The sequence below is a fragment of the Pandoraea sputorum genome (assembly GCF_000814845.2).
Lineage (GTDB): Bacteria > Pseudomonadota > Gammaproteobacteria > Burkholderiales > Burkholderiaceae > Pandoraea > Pandoraea sputorum.
The window spans coordinates 2,229,814-2,249,518 of the sequence record NZ_CP010431.2; the positions used below are offsets into that span (position 1 = coordinate 2,229,814).

Consider the following 19,705-nt stretch of genomic DNA (forward strand, 5'->3'; position numbering starts at 1 on the left):
CGCAAAGGCGAGGGCTTTTCGATGCATTCCAACCGGCAACTGGCTTAACGCCAGATCTGCCACCAGGACTTCTTGTCGCCCGGGTTGTTGTCGATGCGACGGCCGACCGTGAGGTAGCCGCTGTTCGGGTAGGTCTTTTCCATCACGCGGCGGGCGTCGTCACGCAGTTCGGTCATGCCAAGTTTGTCGTACGACTTGATCATGATGCCGAGGGCGTCTTCGAGCGCCGGTGCCTGATCGTAGTCCTGCAGGGCGGTTTGCGCGCGGTTCACGGCGGCGAGATACGCGCCACGGCGATAGTAGTACTCGGCGGCGTGCACTTCGTGGGCGGCCATCGCGTTCACGGCGTAACGCATGCGCAGGGCGGCGTCGTTCGCGTACTTGCTCGTCGGGTAGTGCTCGACCAGGTACTTGAAGCTGTCATACGCTGCGCGCAGCGCCTTCGGATCGCGTTCGCTCAGATCCTGACCCGAGAAACGGCCGAACAGACCGAGGTCGTCGTTGAAGTTGATCAGGCCCTTGAGGTAATAGGCGTAATCGATCGACGGGCTGTCCGGATGCAGACGAATGAATCGGTCGACGGCCGTGAGCGCCTGAGCCGGCTCGTTGTCCTTGTAATAGGAGTAGGCCGTGTTGATCTGGGCCTGTTGAGCGTGCGGGCCGAACGGGTCGCGCCCTTCGAGCAACTCGTAGTACTTGGCGGCTTTCGTATAGTCGCCGCCGTCGAAGCTATCCTTGGCTTCCGAGTATAATTTGTTCGTCGACCAGCTGGCCGTTTCGTCGACCTTCTCCGGCAGAATGCCACAGGCGGCCATGCTGCCGACCACAATCGCGGCCAGCGTCAGATGTTTGACAAGTTTCAGGGCTTGCATGCTCGTTGGCTTCACTTCTCGATGACCCGTTCAATAGTGCCGGATTATAGCGTAACCGCCTCATTTGCCACGGAAAATGCGGAGGATTCGTCGGACGACGATTTCGACTCGCTTCCGGGGGCTTTCTCAGACTCCATCGATAACGCCGTTACAGGCGCCACTTCTTCGACTTCCGCTTCACCCGACACCGCGTCTTGCGCCGCGCCGCTCGTCGCGACATTGCCCGACGCACTTGCAGGCGAGCGCCTCGACAAAGCGTTGGCGCAGTGTTTTCCGGAATACTCCCGCAGTCGTCTTCAGGCCTGGGTCGAAGACGGCCGCGTCACGCTCGACGGCGAACCCGCCAAAGTGCGCCAGAAAGTGGCGGGCGGCGAAGCGGTGGTCATCACGCCCGCAGCGCTCCCCGAGCAACTGGCGTTCGCGCCGGAGCCGGTGCCGCTCGATGCCGTTTATGAGGACGCGACACTCGCCGTTTTCAACAAACCTGCTGGCCTCGTCGTTCATCCGGCGGCAGGCAACTGGTCCGGTACGTTGCTCAACGGCCTGCTGCATCGTTACGGACAGGCGGCCGCCGATCTGCCGCGCGCGGGCATCGTCCACCGGCTGGACAAGGAAACCTCCGGCCTGATGGTGGTCGCGCGCACGCTGGTCGCCCAGACCGATCTGGTACGTCAGTTGCAGGCACGCTCCGTCAAACGGCATTACGCAGCGCTGGTTTGGGGACGTCCGCCGCAGCGCACCGTCGTGGATGCGCCGATCGGCCGCGATCCGCGCGAACGTACGCGCATGGCGGTCGTGCAGGGGCAGGGCGGCAAGCCAGCGCGCACCCGGGTGGTAACGGTGGCCAGCGCAGAATGGGAAGGATCCCCGGTTTCGCTGGTGCTTTGCTCGCTGGACACGGGGCGTACGCACCAGATCCGCGTCCATCTTTCCCATCTTGGGCATTCGCTGCTGGGCGATCCGCTATATAAGCCGCGTCACAAGCGTCCGGCGCTACCGGGCGGCTTTGCTCGACAGGCCTTGCACGCATGGCGTCTGGGGCTGATCCATCCCGAGGACGATGCCGCCATGCACTGGCAAGCGCCACTGCCGGACGACATGCGTGAACTCATGCACGCGCTCGGCCTCGAATTCGACTTCACCACGCTCCCCGATTCGCTCGATGACTTCTTCCCTGCCTGAGCAAGACAGCAAGTTCGATACCGCGGATAACACGATGCCTGAGGACTGGATCGTCCCCGAATGGCCTGCCCCGGCGAACGTTCGTGCCGTGTTCACGACGCGCGCGGGCGGCGTCAGCCAAGGCCCGCAGGCCACGTTCAACCTTGGTTACAAGGCGGACGACGATCCCGAAGCCGTCCGTACGAATCGTGCCTTGCTGGCGACGAGAACGGGCGTGCCGTCGGCGTGGGTCGCTCAGGTTCACGGTCCGCGTGTGGTCGATGCGCAGGCCGCGTTCGATGCCGTGAATGCTGGCGAGCCGCTTCAGGCGGACGCCAGTGCGACCAACGCCATTGGACTCGCGAGCACGATCATGGTGGCGGACTGCCTGCCGGTGCTGCTATGCGACGTGCAAGGGCACGCAGTGGCGGCCGCACACGCGGGCTGGCGCGGGCTTTGCGCCGGTGTCATCGAACAGACGGTACAGGCGCTGCGGGCACGGTTGCCGAAATCCTCGGCGAACGACGACGCGCAGGTCATCGCATGGCTCGGCCCGTGTATCGGACCGACGGCGTTCGAGGTGGGGCCGGAAGTGCGCGAAGCCTTCCTCGACGCGGCGATTCCGCAGGAGCGAGACGCAACGTCAGCTGCGTTCGTCCCGCACGGCGATCCCGACGTTGGGAAATCACTGGCGGATCTGTGTGCGCTGGCGCGCTTGCGGCTCGCACGCGAGGGAGTAACGAACGTTTCCGGCGGCACGTGGTGCACCGTCGGTGATTCGGCACGTTTTTATTCCTATCGTCGCGACCGGACAACGGGGCGCATGGCCGCACTGGTCTGGCGCGTTAGCTGAGACGGTTATTCTGCGTCATCGGGTCGCAGCGCGCGTGTGCGCCGCGCGCGGCTTCCCGCGATGTACAGGATGAGGAGCGCCGGTCCGATACCGCCGAACAGGAAGATGGCGATGCCCAGCCACGCAAACGGCGCGGTGATGGCGACCATGCCAATGACGTAGAGCCAGCCGAGAAGAACAATGATCATCGGGACAAGTCGGGGCAAACGCGCATTCAAAAATGGGTATGGCGACGGGACAATGCACTCAGGACGTTCGCCACAAAGATTGACACGCCTGCGCCCGCACGCAAGAATGCTTCACAGGCGGGGCGCATCGCTCATAAAGTGAAGCACGCCGCCGCGTTTCGGGCGCCGGCCCTGAACGCAACGGACGTGACACTCAGGCTACCATGAATCGCGCCAGTGCCAACTTCGATCCGGCCTCGTTTGCCGCCTCGTTTGCCCAGCAGTTTCCCTCCGCTTCGCTCTCCGCTCAGGACATGTCGCAGTGGTTCAAGGCCGCCCAACAACTGTTCGGCGCGTTGCCGGGATCTGCTGGCCCGTCATCTTTCGCTGCGAATGGTGCAGCGGCTGCCGCGAACCCGTTCGCGGGGCTTTTCGAACTTTTTGGTAAATCAGGCGCGATGCCGCAGCCGACGTCGTTGCACGTCGATCCTGCGCGACTGAACGAACTTCAGTCTGAATACGCACGCGAATTTGCCGAACTCGTCGCCAGTTTCAATCAACCCGGTCTCGATACGGCCCCTGCACTCGGCGATCGTCGCTTTGCCGGAGAGGGCTGGCGCAATCCGTTCTACGCGTTGCCCGCCGCGCTTTATCTGCTCAACGGCCGCTTCCTGATGCGCATGGCCGAACTGGTCGATGCCGATGCAAAGACGCGCGAGCGGATTCGCTTCGCCGTCGAGCAATGGGTTGCCGCGAGTTCGCCTGCGAATTTCATCGCCACGAACCCGGATGCACAGCAGCGCCTCGTACAGACGCACGGCGATAGCCTGCTGGCGGGCATGCAGCATCTGCTCGTTGACATGGGTAAGGGCAAGGTGTCGCAGACCGACGAGGCGGCCTTCGAAGTCGGACGCAATGTCGCGACGACCGAAGGCGCCGTGGTCTTCGAGAACGACCTGATCCAGCTCATTCAGTACAAAGCGCTCACGCCGACGGTGCACCAACGCCCGTTGCTGATCGTGCCGCCCTGCATCAATAAGTTCTACATCCTCGATCTGCAGCCCGAGAATTCGCTGGTGCGTTACGCCGTCGAGCAGGGTCATACAGTGTTCGTCGTGTCGTGGCGCAACCCCGATGCCTCGCTCGCCCACAAGACCTGGGACGACTACGTTGGCGAGGGCCCGATTGCGGCCATTGACGTGGTGCGCGACATCAGCGGCCAGTCGCAGATCAACGCGCTTGGCTTCTGCGTGGGCGGCACGCTGCTGGCCGCAGCGCTCGCCGTGCTCGCCGCCAAGGGGCAGACGGGCCGCAAGTCACCGGTCGCGAGCGTGACCTTGCTCACGACGCTGCTGGACTTCTCCGATACCGGCGTGCTCGACGTCTTCGTCGACGAGCCCCACGTTCAGTTCCGCGAACAGACGATCGGTGGGGGGCTTGGTCAGCCGCCGGGACTGATGCGCGGCGTTGAGCTTGCCAACACGTTTTCGTTCTTGCGTCCGAACGATCTGGTCTGGAATTACGTCGTCGACAGCTATCTGAAAGGCAATGCACCGCAGCCGTTCGACCTGCTTTACTGGAATGGCGATGGCACGAATCTGCCGGGGCCGATGTTCTGCTGGTATCTGCGTCACCTTTATTTGCAGAACGAACTGAAACAACCCGGTGTGATCCAGACCTGCGGCGTGCCCGTCGATCTGGGGGCCATCGAAGCACCGGCGTACGTGTTCGGCTCGCGCGAAGATCACATCGTGCCGTGGACGTCGGCGTTCCGCTCGTTGCCGTTGCTCGGTGGTGAACGCCGCTTCGTGCTGGGGGCGTCGGGTCACATCGCGGGTGTTGTCAATCCGCCGGTGAAGAAGAAACGCAGCTACTGGCGCAACGACGACGTTGGCGTCGAGGCGAGCGACTGGCTGGCCGGGGCCACGGAGCATCCGGGAAGCTGGTGGACCGACTGGAGCGATTGGCTCGCGGGCTATGCCGGCAAACGCGTCAAAGCGCAAAATGCGTATGGTAATGTTGCTTATGCACCCATTGAACCGGCGCCCGGGCGTTACGTGAAGGCGAAAGCCTGAGCGGATGGGCATCCCCCCCTGGTTCGAATACATTGAAAAAGAGGAATGAGACATGTCGGATATCGTGATTGTGTCGGCTGCCCGCACGGCAGTCGGTAAGTTTGGCGGCTCGCTGGCCAAGGTGGCCGCGCCGGATCTGGGGGCGATCGTGATCGACGAAGTCCTCAAGCGCGCGAAGTTGAAGGGCGAGGACATCAGCGAAGTCATCATGGGGCAGGTCCTGACCGCCGGCTCGGGCCAGAACGTGGCACGTCAGGCGTCGATCAAGGCCGGCCTGCCGTCGATGGTGCCGGCCATGACCATCAACAAGGTGTGCGGCTCGGGCCTGAAGGCCGTGATGCTCGCCGCCAACGCGATCACCGCCGGTGAAGCCGATATCGTCGTGGCAGGTGGTCAGGAAAACATGAGCGCCGCGCCGCACGTGCTGCCGGGTTCGCGCGACGGATTCCGCATGGGCGATGCGAAGCTGATCGACACGATGATCGTCGACGGCCTGTGGGACGTGTACAACCAGTACCACATGGGGATCACCGCCGAGAACGTGGCCAAGGAATACGGCATCACGCGCGAAATGCAGGACGCCTTTGCCGCCGCCTCGCAGAACAAGGCGGAAGCCGCGCAAAAAGCTGGCCGTTTCGACGCCGAAATCGTGCCGGTCTCGATCCCGCAGCGCAAGGGCGATCCGGTTGTCTTCAACACCGATGAGTTCGTGCGTCATGGTGTGACGGCGGAGTCGCTGGCCGGTCTGAAGCCCGCTTTCTCGAAGGATGGCACGGTGACGGCGGCCAACGCATCGGGCATCAACGACGGCGCGGCTGCGGTGGTCGTGATGTCGGCAAAGCGTGCCGAGCAACTGGGCCTCACGCCGCTCGCGCGCATCGTCGCGTACGCGAACGCGGGCGTCGATCCGTCGGTCATGGGCATCGGCCCGGTGCCGGCATCGCAGCGCTGTCTCGCCCGTGCAGGGTGGAAGGCGAGCGATCTGGATCTGATGGAAATCAACGAAGCCTTCGCTGCACAGGCGTTGGCGGTGAACAAGCAGATGGGCTGGGATACGTCGAAGATCAACGTGAACGGCGGCGCTATCGCCATCGGACACCCGATCGGAGCGTCGGGCTGCCGTATCCTCGTCACGCTGCTGCATGAAATGGCGCGCCGCGATGCCCGTCGCGGCCTGGCCTCGCTGTGTATCGGCGGTGGCATGGGTGTAGCGCTGGCTGTGGAGCGCGTCTGACGTTTCAGGGTTGACGCACGCAAGCGTTAGTCTTACGAACCGCAGAAGAATCGGTGTCGCCCGTGTGTGCAATGCGCACGGGTTCGCACCGAAGTAGTCAGGAGACGAAAGGCACGCGTGGGAACGCGCGGCCTGCGCGTCGGTCAATTGGCAGTCGCAACAGGCGGCAAGTTTGCCGTTATTTTGGGGGAAGCGTTCCATGACTCAACGCATTGCATATGTGACAGGCGGGATGGGCGGTATCGGTACGTCTATTTGCCAGCGGCTGTACAAAGATGGCTTCAAGGTGGTGGCCGGTTGCGGTCCGAACTCGCCGCGCCGCGTGAAGTGGCTGGAAGATCAGAAGGCGTTGGGTTTCGATTTTGTCGCCTCCGAAGGCAACGTCGGCGATTGGGAGTCCACGAAGGCGGCGTTCGACAAGGTCAAGTCGGAAGTCGGTGAAGTCGACGTGCTGGTGAACAACGCCGGCATCACGCGCGACACCGTGTTCCGCAAGATGACCCGTGAAGACTGGGACGCCGTGATCGACACCAACCTCACGAGCCTGTTCAACGTCACGAAGCAGGTGATCGAGGGGATGTGCGAGCGCGGCTGGGGCCGCATCATCAACATCTCGTCGGTGAATGGCCAGAAGGGCCAGTTCGGTCAGACGAACTACGCGACGGCGAAGGCCGGTATTCACGGCTTCACGATGTCGCTCGCGCAGGAAGTGGCGACCAAGGGCGTGACGGTCAACACGGTATCGCCGGGCTACATCGGCACGGACATGGTGCGCTCGATCCGTCAGGATGTGCTCGACAAGATCGTGGCGACGATTCCGGTCAAGCGTCTGGGCGAGCCGGGCGAGATCGGTTCGATCGTGGCGTGGCTGGCCTCGGACGATTCGGGCTTTTCGACGGGCGCAGACTTCTCGCTCAACGGCGGCCTGCACATGGGCTAAGCGGTGACGAGGCGAATGGCCACTGCGGGCCGCAGCAGGTACAGCGCCTCGAATCGGGTTAGGGCTTTGCCGCATAGCAGCAAACGCCCTAGAATCGATAATATGTGATTAACCCCGACCGCCGGTCGGGGTAGTCCTTCAAAAAATGCAGGAAACCCACCGCATGACCGCGAGCAAGAAGACTGACGAACGCCTGATCAAAAAGTATCCGAACCGGCGTCTGTACGATACCCAAACCAGTACGTACATCACCCTTGCCGATGTGAAGCAACTGGTGCTCGAAACCGAGGAGTTCAAGGTTGTCGACGCCAAGACGGGCGAGGACCTGACCCGCAGCATCCTGCTGCAGATCATTCTGGAAGAAGAGACCGGCGGCGTGCCGATGTTCTCGAGCGCTATGCTGGCCCAGATCATCCGCTTCTACGGCCATGCGCTGCAGGGGATGATGGGCACGTACCTCGAGAAGAATATCCAGACTTTCATCGAGATTCAGAACAAGCTGGCCGATCAGTCGAAGGGCATCTATGAAGGCGCGGCCTTCAATCCTGACGTCTGGGCGCAATTCATGAACATGCAGGCGCCGATGATGCAGGGCATGATGACCAACTACATCGAACAGTCGAAGAACCTGTTTGTGCAGATGCAGGAGCAGATGCAGAGCCAGGCGAAGAACATGTTCAGCACGTTCCCCTTCCCGGGTGGTCCGGGTGCACCGGGCGCGCCGGGTATGCCGGGCACGCCCCGGGACCCGAACAAGAAGCCCTGAACGAGGCTTTTTTGACGGCGGACATCGGCTCGCATCGATCGATAGCGACCTGGTGCCCGCGAACGCGGCAGTGTGGCGTGGGGCGCACACTGCCGACGATTTGACCCGCCCGGCTGCGCTGCGGCGCAATAGTTGGAACGAACCGCAGACGATCAGGGTAAAATGCGCGGTTATTCAGCCGGTTATGTCGCATCAGACGTAGAAAACGCATAACGCCACAGGCGTTGCGTACCGGTCGACCGTTACAAGCATCTACTACATCAGGATTTCGCCCCATGTCCCGCCCATCGCCCGCCGGCACCCCCAAGGTCGGCTTCGTTTCGCTCGGCTGCCCCAAGGCTTTGGTCGACTCCGAGCAGATCCTGACCCAACTGCGCGCCGAAGGCTACGACATTGCCGGCACTTATGACGGCGCCGACCTCGTCGTGGTCAACACCTGTGGCTTCATCGACGACGCCGTGCAGGAAAGTCTCGACGCCATCGGCGAAGCACTGGCCGAGAACGGGAAGGTGATCGTCACCGGCTGTCTGGGCGCGAAGAAGGACGCTGCCGGTCAGGACATCGTGAGCGCCGTGCACCCGAAGGTGCTCGCCGTTACTGGCCCGCACGCCGTGGGCGAAGTGATGAGCGCGGTGCACACGCACCTGCCCAAGCCGCACGATCCGTTCACCGATCTCGTCCCGCCGGCTGGCATCAAGCTCACGCCGCGTCACTATGCGTATCTGAAGATTTCCGAAGGCTGCAACCATCGCTGCACGTTCTGCATCATCCCCTCGATGCGTGGCGATCTCGATTCGCGTCCGGTCGCGGAAGTGATGCTCGAAGCGGAGAATCTGTTCAAGGCAGGTGTCAAGGAACTGCTGGTGATCTCGCAAGACACCAGCGCGTACGGCGTCGACGTGAAGTACCGCACCGGCTTCTGGGCAGGGCGTCCGCTCAAGACGCGCATGACCGAACTGGTGACGGCACTGGGCGAGCTTGCCAAGCAATATGGTGCTTGGGTGCGTCTGCACTATGTCTACCCATATCCGCATGTCGACGAGATCATTCCGCTGATGGCGCAAGGCCACATCCTTCCGTATCTCGACGTGCCGCTGCAACACGCGCATCCGGACGTGCTCAAGCGCATGAAGCGTCCGGCCTCGGGCGAGAAGAATCTCGAACGCATTCAGGCCTGGCGCAAGATGTGCCCGGATCTGACGATCCGCAGCACGTTCATCGCCGGGTTCCCGGGCGAGACCGAAGCCGAATTCGAATACATGCTGGACTTCCTGCGCGAAGCCGAACTCGACCGCGTGGGCTGCTTCGCCTATTCGCCGGTCGAAGGCGCTCGCGCCAACGAGCTGCCTGGCGCGTTGCCCGACGAAGTACGTGAAGAGCGCCGCGCGCGCTTCATGGAAGTGGCCGAGGAGATTTCGGCCGAGCGTCAGCAGCGCAAGATCGGCAAGACCATTCAGGTGATCGTCGACGAAATCAATCAGGACGGCGGCATCGCCCGCTCGGCTGCCGACGCGCCTGAAATCGACGGCCTCGTGTACATCGAGCCGACGGCCAAGGCCGCGAAGCGCCTCAAGGTCGGTGAGTTCGTCAACGTCGAAGTCACCGGTGCCGACGGCCACGATCTGTGGGGCGAGGTCGTCTGATGACGCAACAGGATTCGAAACCGATGCAAACGAAGCAAACGCCGCAAGTGCTCGCGATGGGCGAAGCGATGGTCGAGTTCAACCAGTCGCCCGACGACGCTCGTCGCTACCTGCAAGGGTTCGGCGGCGACACGTCCAACTTCGCCATTGCCGCACGCCGTCAGGGCGTGAGCACGGGCTTTGTGAGTGCCGTGGGCGACGACCTCTTCGGGCGCATGCTGCTCGATCTGTGGCGCGACGAACAGGTGGATACGCGCTATGTGCGCGTGGACGGCCAGTCGCCGACCGGCGTCTATTTCGTGTCGCACGACGAGAACGGTCACCACTTCGACTATCTGCGCGCAGGTTCCGCTGCGAGCCGCTATCGCGCGCAGGATCTGCCGGGCGAGGCACTGGCGGGCGCACAGTTTCTGCATTTGTCGGGCATCAGTCTGGCGATCAGCGTGAACGCCTGCGACGCCGCCTTCGACGCCATGTCGAAGATTCGCGCCGCTGGCGGCAAAGTGTCGTTCGACACGAATCTGCGCCTCAAGCTGTGGCCGCTCGCCCGCGCGCGCGCCACGATGCGCGAAGCGTTCAGCCTGACCGACGTCTGCCTGCCGAGCTGGGACGACGTCACGGCGGTGACCGGGCTGGAAGACCGCGACGCGATTCTCGACGAACTGCTCTCCCACGGTGTGAAGGTCGTGGCGCTCAAGCTTGGGCGTGAAGGTTGCTACGTCGCGACCCCGCAGGAGCGCCGCATCGTCGAACCGTACCCGGTGCAGGCCGTCGACGCCACGGGTGCGGGCGATTGCTTCGGCGGCGCTTTCGTCGCGCGTCTGGCGTTGGGCGACGATCCTTTCGCCGCGGCGCGTTACGCCAACGTCTGCGCGGCACTCTCGACAACCGGTTACGGTGCGGTTGCGCCGGTACCGAGCGCCGAGCAGGTGCTCAAGCAACTGGCAAGCTGAACGACGAATCCATTGAAGGACGGGGCAGCGCGGTGCAAGCGCTGTCATCGAAGTTTCCCTCCAATGCGCCTGCCATCGCGGTAACCCCTACGGCGCTATACTCGTTGCAAACCTATATCCACCCGGAGAAGAGACATGCAACGAGAGGTCGTGATCGTCAGTGGTGTACGTACCGCGATTGGTGATTTTGGCGGCAGCCTGAAGGATTTCGCGCCGACGCAGCTCGGCGCCATCGTCGCCCGCGAGGCCATGGCCCGTGCGCAGGTCGGCGGTGACGATGTCGGACACGTCGTGTTCGGTAATGTCATCCATACAGAACCCAAAGACATGTATCTGGCACGTGTGGCTTCCATCGAAGCCGGCGTGAGCCAGCACGCGCCCGCCATGACCGTGAACCGTCTGTGCGGCTCCGGCCTGCAAGCGGTAGTCTCGGCGGCACAATCGATCCTGCTGGGCGACACCGATGTGGCGATGGCGGGCGGCGCGGAGAGCATGAGCCGTGCGCCGTATGTGATGCCCGGCGCACGCTGGGGAACGCGCATGGGCGAGTCGCGTCTCGTCGACATGATGCTGGGCGCGCTGCACGATCCGTTCGCGAACATCCATATGGGGGTGACGGCGGAGAACATCGCGAAGAAGTGGGGCATTACGCGCGACGATCAGGATCGTCTCGCGGTGGAATCGCACCAGCGCGCTGCGCGTGCCATGGCGGCAGGTTACTTCAACGATCAGATCGTGCCGATCACGCTGAAATCGAAAAAGGGCGATGTGGCCTTCACGACCGATGAGCACGTGCGGGCAGACGTCACGATGGCCGACATGGCGAAGCTGCGCCCCGTGTTCGAGAAGGACGGCACCGTCACCGCTGGCAACGCGTCCGGTCTGAACGATGCGGCCGCCGCGCTCATTCTGATGGAGCGCGCCGAGGCCGAGCGACGCGGTGCGAAGCCGCTCGCGCGCCTGGTGAGCTATGCACACGCAGGCGTTGATCCGAGCTACATGGGTATCGGCCCGGTGCCGGCATCGCGCAAAGCGCTGGAGCGCGCCGGTCTGAAGGTCGACGACATCGACGTGGTGGAAGCCAACGAGGCCTTCGCGGCGCAGGCTTGCGCAGTCACGCGCGATCTCGGCTTCGATCCGGCCAAAGTGAACCCGAACGGCTCCGGCATTTCGCTGGGCCACCCGATTGGCGCGACGGGGGCGCTCATCACTGTCAAGGCACTGCACGAGTTGCAGCGCATCGGCGGCCGGTACGCGCTGGTAACCATGTGTATCGGCGGCGGTCAGGGCATTGCAGCCGTGTTCGAGCGCGTGTAAGTTACTCCCGGGGGCCGGCGTTGTTGCCGGCCCAAGTTTTTCCGGAGCCGTGATGACGCAAGACAACCGCAAGCCCCTCGACAAGCCGGAAGCCAACGGCTGGCATTGGCAAACCAATATTCTGCACACCGACACACAACTGCCCGCCGGTTTCTCGGCCATGCCGGTGCCGGTGGCACGCGCGTCGACGGTGGTCTTTCCCGATCTGGCGGCCATGCGCTCGCTCGACTGGAAGAACGACAGCCAGTGGCGCTACGGTCTGCACGCCACGCCCACGTCGATGGAGCTGATGCGACGTCTGGCCGCGCTCGAAGGCGGCAAGCACTGCCTGCTGTTCCCGTCGGGGCTGTCCGCTATCTCGAACGTGTACTTCGGGCTCATCAAGAGCGGCGACGACGTGCTGATTCCCGACAACGCCTACGGTCCGAATCGCGATCACGGCGACTGGCTGGCACAGGCGTGGGGGATCACGGTGCGTTACTACGACCCGATGATCGGCGAGGGCATCGGGGAACTGATTCAACCGAATACCAAGTTGATCTGGCTGGAAGCGCCGGGTTCGGTCACGATGGAAGTCCCGGACATTCCCGCCATCGCGCGCGTGGCCCGTGAGCGCGGTGTGCTTACGGCCATCGACAATACCTACTCAGCAGGGCTGGCGTTCCGTCCGTTCGACCACGGAGTCGATATCTCGGTGCAGGCGCTGACCAAGTATCAATCGGGCGGTAGCGACATTCTGATGGGCGGCGTCGTGACCATCGACGACGACATTCACCATCGTCTGAAGCAAGCGCGTATGCGCCTGGGCGTTGGGGTGTCGGCCGACGATTGCAGTCTCGTACTGCGCAGTCTCGGTAACCTGCAATTGCGTTTCGAAGCGCACGACCGGTCCGCCATGACTTTGGCCACGTGGCTGGGCACGCGTCACGAGATCGCCGCCGTGCTGCATCCCGCGTTCGAAGACTGCCCGGGCTATCAGAATTTCCGTCGCGACTTTACGGGCGCAGGTGGCTTGTTCTCGGTCGTGTTCGACGAGCGCTATTCGCAAGCACAGATCGACGCCTTCATCGAAGGGCTGCGGCTGTTCAAGATCGGTTTCAGCTGGGGTGGGGCTCACAGTCTGGCGCTGCCGTATCGCGTGCCGTCGATGCGTACAGCAACGCCGTGGCCGCACAAGGGCGGTCTGGTGCGCTTCTATGTGGGTCTGGAAGATGTGCGCGACCTGCAAGCCGATATCGAAGCGAGTCTGAAGGCGCACCTCGTCGCCTGATCGCGAACAGCGATCGGCTGCGAAGAGAGAGACGAGCATGTGCGGTCGCCGGTGGGCGGTGAGCGATGTTTGCAAGCCGCCTGCGCGCATATGAGGGATGCTCGCCTTCCCTTATCGACAGGCAAGAGGCGGGCGGCACGGCACACAAGCGTGTCCTCATCCCGCTGCACTACGATGACCACGCCCTCGCTGCAATCCGTTCACTACCCGGTCGTCTTCACGGAGTCGTCGTGCGACCCGGTGAAATCCCACGCGCCTCGCAGATCCGAAACGCCCGACGGCGTGCGCGAATCACGGACGCTCGATGACATCCTTGGTCCGACGTCCGAGTGCGGCTCACGCGGGGAGGGCGACGCTGGAGCGGTATTCGACGATCCTCAGAACGCTGGATTTGTCATCAAGGTCTCCCATGCCGAGACGATCGACGTAGGTGAGGAGTGGGCGGCTGTGCAACGGAGCGCGGAAAGGTGGATGCGGTTCTACGGCCACGGCAGCGCGGAACCGTTCGTCACTGCGGATAATCGTGTTTGCGTGCGGCTTAACAAGGTTCCGGGCAGACCCATGCGCACGATCTGGCCGTCCGAGTACGGCACGTCCAAGCATGACATCATGCTCTCTCTGGACTTGCTGCAAGGGCGACTCATCGATGTCGGCCTTCGGCACGAGGACATTTCCACTAGCAACTTGCATTTCGACCCGGAAACGAACTGCTTTTGGCCGACCGACTTCGACACTGCATCGACGTTCACATCCTCTGCGATGACGCCGGAGGCGGCGTCGCCTGGCCCGCTAGCGTCTGACCATGCGATGTTTTCATCGCTGCGCAAGCGCGTGTCCGCACTCATGGACAGCCACGCCCCGGAGGTTGTCGAAACGTATGCTGTGCTTTCAGAACTCATTGGTCCGGGCACGGCCGTCAGCCACGCATGGCGATGCGGGCAGATCTTTACCGATCCGGAAGACGATGGGCGTGTGTACAAGCCGCTGTTCAAGTTCGAGTTCGACGATTTCGCGCCGGGCGTCGAAACAGGGCCGAAGGAATTGTCGCGGGCCGTCAACGAGAAGCGTATGTTCGAGCACTACTACGGCAAGGGCTCCGCGGATTTGATACGCACGAGAAACGGCTACTACCTGCTGCGCATGAAACGGGTGCCGGGCGTGACTTTCGATGCATCGGCACCGGCGCCGCAAGGCTACCAGGCGGCTTATCGGGAGATGCGTTACAAGATGCTCGCCGCAGGTATCGAGCATCCCGGTCTGCAGCCGGAGCACTTATGCTTCGACGCCTCGACCAAGACGCTTCATCCGGTGAGCTTCGCGTCATGCCGCCTGATCGGCTGACGCGTTCGTTGTCGCGCTCAGTCCTTGCGGAACAGTGACAGCAGGCCGTCGAGCCCTGCATGGTTGAAGGCCACCGAAGCTTTCTCCCGCACCACCGGCTTGGCCCGGAACGCCACCGACAAACCGGCGATGGCCATCATCTGAAGATCGTTCGATCCGTCTCCCATCACGATCGCCTGTGCAGGCGTAGCGCCGAACTGCGCCGCGACTTCGGCGACCGTGCGTGCCTTGACTTCCGCATTGACGATTTCACCCAACACGCGGCCGGTGAGCTTGCCGTCGACGATTTCCAGGGTATTGGCGCGGGTGACGTCGAGATTCAGGCGTGGCTTCAGACGGTCAGTGAAGAACGTGAAACCGCCCGAGACCAGCAGCGTGCGAATGCCTAGTGCCTGAACGCCGCGTAGCATCGACTCGGCACCCGGGGAAAGCTGCAGACGCTCCTCGTAGACCTTTTCAAGCGCACTGGCGTCAAGCCCTTTCAATAGCGCCACGCGTCGCGTCAGACTTTCGTTGAAGTCCTTGATCTCGCCGCGCATGGCGGCTTCGGTGATGGCAGAGACTTCCGCCTTCAGCCCGCAGTAGTCCGCGATTTCGTCGATGCACTCAATGGTGATGAGTGTCGAATCCATATCCATTGCAACGAGCTTGAAGTCCGTCAGTCGTCGCTGGCTGTCGACGATCGAGACGTCCACGCCGTATTGCTGTGCGAGCGCACCGATCGCGCTTCTGAGGGCAGGCGTATCGGTGACGTCCCGAACACGTGCAACCCCTTTTGCCATATCGAGAGCGCTCTGTGGCGCCAACGCCTGAATAGCCGCTTGCGGCACGGGCAGCGGTGCGTCTGCCGATTGCGTTGCTGCACCCGAGCCGGGGTGAGCGGCCGTGTGGGGTCCCAATATGACGAGGTCGTGAGCCATCTGAAAAGGAAAGTAATCGATTGCGCAAATATCGCGTGGAAGTCGCCCGGTTTTGGGGGCGTCGCGTGCGAATGGAACCGCATTTTACCGTGTTGCGACAACAGGAACCGCATTTCCCAATGCGTCGAAGTTGGGCGAAAAGTGAACGCAGCGGCGCGGCCCGCGGTAGGAGTATCTGAGCGCCGTGACCGATTAGCCCCAAAGGAGAGAGTTTGCCGATGCTTCTACCTCCATTGCGTTTCCCACCAACTGGCCTCGCGGCCACCTCGTCCAATGTGTCGTCATCCGATGACAGTTCGCAGCGGCCATCGTCCAGTCAGACGCCCGGGCATGAGCCACCGGCCGGGGCGGCCGTCGACAGCTCGCCGCAAGTGACGCCCATCGACATGGCGCTTCCCGAGGTGCTGGTCGGGCAGGATTGGCGAGCCCGTGTCGTCTGCGGTCTGGTGTTGCGTGCGCCCTCGCACTGGGGGCCGGTGTCCTCTGCCATGGCATTTGCGCTGCTGGATCGGCGCGGCGACCTGCATGACGCTGTCGAACAACACGGACTGGCCCGGTTGGCTGGAATGATGGGGGCGGCGGGCTTCGTGCTGCACGAGCGGGAAGCGGCGGGCCTGCAAGAACTGCTGTATGAAGACGGACGTTTTGGCATCCGTGTACGCCGGGAGGCGCAGGTGGAGGTGCGATGGGCTTCCGGCGATCTGCCGTGCGATGGTCTTTGGCATGCCGTGCTGGCAGCGGTTGTCGCGACCGAGGTGGAGGACATCGATCCGTCGTTACTGTCGACACTGCCCGGGTTGTTGGCACGTCTGGTGGCGGAGGATCCCGGCTTCGCCGTCGCAGCGTGGCAGTCGCACCTGGCTGGCGACTTACCGGCATTTATGCCGGCCACCACCGCAACGCTGGGCGACGTTGCGTGGCGATGCGGTTCATGGATGGCGGTAGCCGCTGGTGCTGCGATAGGGCTTACGTTTGGGTTTGCATCAGACGCATTGCAGTCGTCTGCGGTGACGGCGAGCGACGGCGCGCTGCAGCCTTCCACCGAACTGATCGGGAGTGAGACCTTGGGATGCCGGGGAGGGAATGGGATGTTGGGGGCCGTCGCGCCATTGGCGGGCGCGTTCGCGTGTGGTGCGATGGAACTGGCAGCGGCGGCTCGACTGTATGCCGCCGTTCCGTCCGAGCGCGCGGCAGTAGCCTTCGATCGCGCACAGCATCTGTCTGCCTACGCGCTCTTGCTGCCTTCGCTGACGGCGGACGAGTTACGACTCCTGATGTCGACACTCGGCGAGACGTTCGCCGAGCTAGATGTCTTCGACGTCGCCGCGACGGTGCAATTTCGTCTAACAGAAAGACCGACGCCGATGACGCCGCGCGGCGCGATTTCCTGCATCAAGTGGCAAAAGCTACGTCGCAAGGCACGACAACGTGAGCAAAGCCGATTTCACTTCGCCGCGCCCGGTTGGGTAACCGCGCTCGAGTCCGCATTGCAACTGGCGCAAGGGGCGAATTTGCTGACGCCCTTCGGGAACGTGGTTCAGGAGGCGCACGCCCAGCGCCGTCGGGCGCAATGGAATGCCGAGTGCGATGTATTGGATGCGCAAGCGCTTGCGAACGCGCCGCGTCGCTTGCCAGCCTTTGCGGGCGAGCCGCCACCAGTCGTGACCTGTCCCGGGAGCAATCGGTCGTCGCATGTCGTAGAAAGAGCAACAAGCGCAACAAGCGCAACAAGCGCGACGGGGCGCGGCGGTCCGGATTCGACTCATTGGCTCGTGACGGCAGCGTCGCAAGCCGCTATGGCGTCGCTGAGTCCGAGTGCATGGCGCCGCCGGTGGCTACCGGTCACCGGTGTGCTGAGCCTTGGGGCGCTTGGCGGTCTGGTGATGTGGAGCCGCTTTCGCTCGGAGGGCGACCTTGCCGAGTCGACGGCCGTCGACGCCGACGCCCCTCGCAGGCAGACGCGGGAGCTTCGGCCCTTCCACCACCTTGCCCCGCAGCGCGAGGGGATGGAACTGGCCCAGACCGCGGAGCCGGAGACGCTTGAAGACATGCTGAATCTGATCGACGCGACCGATGCTATCGAAGCGTCGGCCAACGTGATGGAAAAGCATCGCAGCCAGGCGGTGACGGTCATCGAAAAGCAAATGGAGGCGGTGCTGCGCAAGCAGGGAAAGGGGGCTGCCGATCTGGGATATCGCACGGCATTGCCGTGGAGCGCCGAAGTCGAGGTGACCTACAGCAAAGCCGGACGCTCTCCGGACACCAGAGGGTTCACCTTTTCATTCAGTGAAGAATACGAGACCAAACGTGTCACGGTGCGAGACGTGGCGATAGGTACACATTATTCGGACGAGTACGAAATTACCGGTGGCTATAAACGTGTCGTGTCGTTACGTGTTCTCGATAACGCGGCGCATAGTTTGCTGATGGCCGTGAACCGGGACGAGTTCCGGACCCAACTACAGGAGCGGGATGAACGCCAACTCAAGGCACTGGAAGCGTCGGGCGAATTGATGAGCGAGTACGCGCGATACGTGCAAGAGGTATTCACGGGCGTACTGTTTAACGCGACGTCGTTCGATTGGGAGCGCCAGATTCCCCCTGGCAGCCGGGCGGGGAGCTCCATGCTGGCGCCACATCCGCAGACAGTCGGAACGCGTTCGCGCGTAAGGGTCGGTCGGGGGCCTGTGCGCCTGATTTCGTTCGACGGCGAAATACTGGCGGACTTGCTATCCGTGCAACAGCCGGATGGCAATGCAGTGCTGCTGATTTCGATCAAACACGCGACGTACTTCTGGTGGTGGCCCGGTGTCGAGGCGACGCTGGAGTTTCAGGAGTTCATCAGCCTGCACATGTCGCCAATCGACTTGCAGCGACTGGAGAGTCCATTACGTCGCAGTCGTATGCGGTATCAGATCGACCCGGGGTCTGCGAAAAGCCATTGGGCATGTGCGTCTTCGAACCGGGAAGTTGGCGAGACGACGACAACGCCGCAGCCTCGGGGGCCGTTCGACGCGCTGTACGACGAAGTCTCGCTCAAGCCTTACTTCAAGTTCGAGACCTGTCCATCTTTGCACCTGGCCCTGTGGACTGCAAAAGTGCGCCGGGCGCATAGTGACCGCGATCTGGTGATCGTCACGCAAAAGGTGCGTGACGAACGCCGCCTGAACAGCGTTCAGCATATTGTGCTCAATTACGTGAAGCTGCTGGGGCCCGCCATGATCGCGGCGTTCAAGAGCAAGGGGCGTATCGCGAGCGCCATCATGACGCTGGCGTTCGAAGTGGGGCCGTACTTTGGCACCTACGCGTTGCTCGCCGAGCGGGCGAAGTCGGCGGATCTCGAAGAGCTCAAACGCATTCATCGCGAGATGTCGGTGTCGTACGCGGTGGCCATGATGCTTCGGGCGTTGAATTCACCGACGCTCGACGCCATCGCCGACAGGATCGTCGGTGATCTGGAATCGACCCGCGTCGCATCCCAGCACCTCAGGACCTTTATGGCGGCGTGGCCGCTGGTGAGCGAACAGCGCAAACAGTTTGCCGACGACGTGCGCGCCATCGTCAGGGGAGAGCGTCGGGAAGGCACGCTTAACCGGCAGCCTGCCTGGACCATATTCACGGGCATCAAGGCCTATCGGAATCTGCTTACCGACGGTGCGCAAACCGAACCGATGACGGCGGACGAACAGCACGTCGACAGGTTCCTTGGGGCCGGGCGAAGGCAGGTCACGACGCAACGTGAGCTGATGCGCTTGCCCGAAGGCTACTGCGTTGCGCTGACCTATCCCGACGGCACCATGTTTTTTGCAGCGGTGACGAGTGGATCGGGCAAGCTGTTGGGGGCCGCCACCGACGACAGCGATGGCACCATCATGCGACGCACGGAATTGCCGATCCATCGCATGGAACGCATTTCGCAAGATGCCATGGTCTTTCTCGACGATGGTCGCGTCATGTGTGGTGCCATCGAAGCGCGTATGTACGTCGAGCCATTGCGTGACCGCGTGCCGCCCTGGCGGCAACCCGAGCAAAGTGCGAAAAGTGCGAAAAGTACGAATGGCATCTGGCCGCGAGTGCCGACGCTTCCCCCGCTCTACACGTCGACCCCTGCGTCGCCCGAGCTTGCGTCGAATCGCGCTCCCGTGATCGGCTCGGGGTAACCATCCCCCGCCAGTCGTTCGAAGCGCGCGCTC

15 protein-coding genes are annotated in these 19,705 nt (G+C 62.9%); 12 read left to right on the top strand and 3 right to left on the bottom strand.

The window, feature by feature from the left end; all coding sequences use genetic code 11:
- Positions 1-44: 44 nt before the first annotated feature.
- Positions 45-872: an outer membrane protein assembly factor BamD gene (locus NA29_RS09920; protein ID WP_052252785.1), complete on the bottom strand. Its 828-nt coding sequence runs from the start codon at positions 870-872 to the stop codon at positions 45-47.
- A 21-nt stretch (positions 873-893) separates the two neighbouring features.
- On the opposite strand from NA29_RS09920, the gene NA29_RS09925 reads away from it, so the two are divergent.
- Entirely contained in the window at positions 894-2,054 is a 1,161-nt protein-coding gene (locus NA29_RS09925; protein ID WP_052252787.1) for an RluA family pseudouridine synthase, read from the top strand.
- A 34-nt stretch (positions 2,055-2,088) separates the two neighbouring features.
- Complete coding sequence (pgeF, locus tag NA29_RS09930; RefSeq protein ID WP_039402979.1) at positions 2,089-2,886, top strand: peptidoglycan editing factor PgeF; 798 nt, start codon at positions 2,089-2,091, stop codon at positions 2,884-2,886.
- A gap of 5 nt (positions 2,887-2,891) precedes the next feature.
- On the opposite strand, the gene NA29_RS09935 is transcribed toward pgeF, so the two are convergent.
- Positions 2,892-3,074, bottom strand: a complete 183-nt coding sequence (locus tag NA29_RS09935; RefSeq protein WP_039397852.1) for a hypothetical protein — start codon at positions 3,072-3,074, stop codon at positions 2,892-2,894.
- 293 nt (positions 3,075-3,367) lie between these two features.
- Between NA29_RS09935 and phaC the strand changes: the two genes are divergently transcribed.
- The 9 genes from phaC (at position 3,368) to NA29_RS09980 (ending at position 14,592) form a co-directional block, all read left to right on the top strand.
- Complete coding sequence (phaC, locus tag NA29_RS09940) at positions 3,368-5,128, top strand: class I poly(R)-hydroxyalkanoic acid synthase (RefSeq protein ID WP_095178532.1); 1,761 nt, start codon at positions 3,368-3,370, stop codon at positions 5,126-5,128.
- Between the two features lie 52 nt (positions 5,129-5,180).
- Positions 5,181-6,362 (top strand): acetyl-CoA C-acetyltransferase, encoded by a 1,182-nt coding sequence (locus NA29_RS09945; protein WP_039397854.1) that lies wholly within the window; start codon positions 5,181-5,183, stop codon positions 6,360-6,362.
- Between the two features lie 199 nt (positions 6,363-6,561).
- A complete protein-coding gene (locus NA29_RS09950) occupies positions 6,562-7,302 on the top strand; it encodes a 3-ketoacyl-ACP reductase (RefSeq protein WP_039397856.1) in 741 nt (246 codons plus the stop codon).
- 163 nt (positions 7,303-7,465) lie between these two features.
- Positions 7,466-8,068: a polyhydroxyalkanoate synthesis repressor PhaR gene (phaR, locus tag NA29_RS09955; protein WP_039397858.1), complete on the top strand. Its 603-nt coding sequence runs from the start codon at positions 7,466-7,468 to the stop codon at positions 8,066-8,068.
- 275 nt (positions 8,069-8,343) lie between these two features.
- On the top strand, positions 8,344-9,711 hold the full coding sequence (rimO, locus tag NA29_RS09960; RefSeq protein WP_039397860.1) for a 30S ribosomal protein S12 methylthiotransferase RimO: 1,368 nt from the start codon (positions 8,344-8,346) through the stop codon (positions 9,709-9,711).
- Between the two features lie 23 nt (positions 9,712-9,734).
- Positions 9,735-10,664 carry a sugar kinase gene (locus tag NA29_RS09965; RefSeq protein WP_039402981.1) on the top strand — a complete coding sequence of 310 codons (930 nt, stop codon included), beginning with the start codon at positions 9,735-9,737 and terminating at the stop codon, positions 10,662-10,664.
- Between the two features lie 135 nt (positions 10,665-10,799).
- Complete coding sequence (bktB, locus tag NA29_RS09970; protein ID WP_039397862.1) at positions 10,800-11,981, top strand: beta-ketothiolase BktB; 1,182 nt, start codon at positions 10,800-10,802, stop codon at positions 11,979-11,981.
- A gap of 52 nt (positions 11,982-12,033) precedes the next feature.
- A complete protein-coding gene (locus tag NA29_RS09975) occupies positions 12,034-13,251 on the top strand; it encodes a cystathionine beta-lyase (RefSeq protein ID WP_039397864.1) in 1,218 nt (405 codons plus the stop codon).
- A gap of 69 nt (positions 13,252-13,320) precedes the next feature.
- Complete coding sequence (locus NA29_RS09980; protein WP_157127368.1) at positions 13,321-14,592, top strand: OspG family effector kinase; 1,272 nt, start codon at positions 13,321-13,323, stop codon at positions 14,590-14,592.
- Between the two features lie 17 nt (positions 14,593-14,609).
- On the opposite strand, the gene serB is transcribed toward NA29_RS09980, so the two are convergent.
- Complete coding sequence (gene serB / locus NA29_RS09985; RefSeq protein ID WP_084104201.1) at positions 14,610-15,374, bottom strand: phosphoserine phosphatase SerB; 765 nt, start codon at positions 15,372-15,374, stop codon at positions 14,610-14,612.
- A 356-nt stretch (positions 15,375-15,730) separates the two neighbouring features.
- Between serB and NA29_RS09990 the strand changes: the two genes are divergently transcribed.
- Positions 15,731-19,672: a hypothetical protein gene (locus NA29_RS09990; protein ID WP_157127371.1), complete on the top strand. Its 3,942-nt coding sequence runs from the start codon at positions 15,731-15,733 to the stop codon at positions 19,670-19,672.
- Positions 19,673-19,705 lie beyond the last annotated feature (33 nt).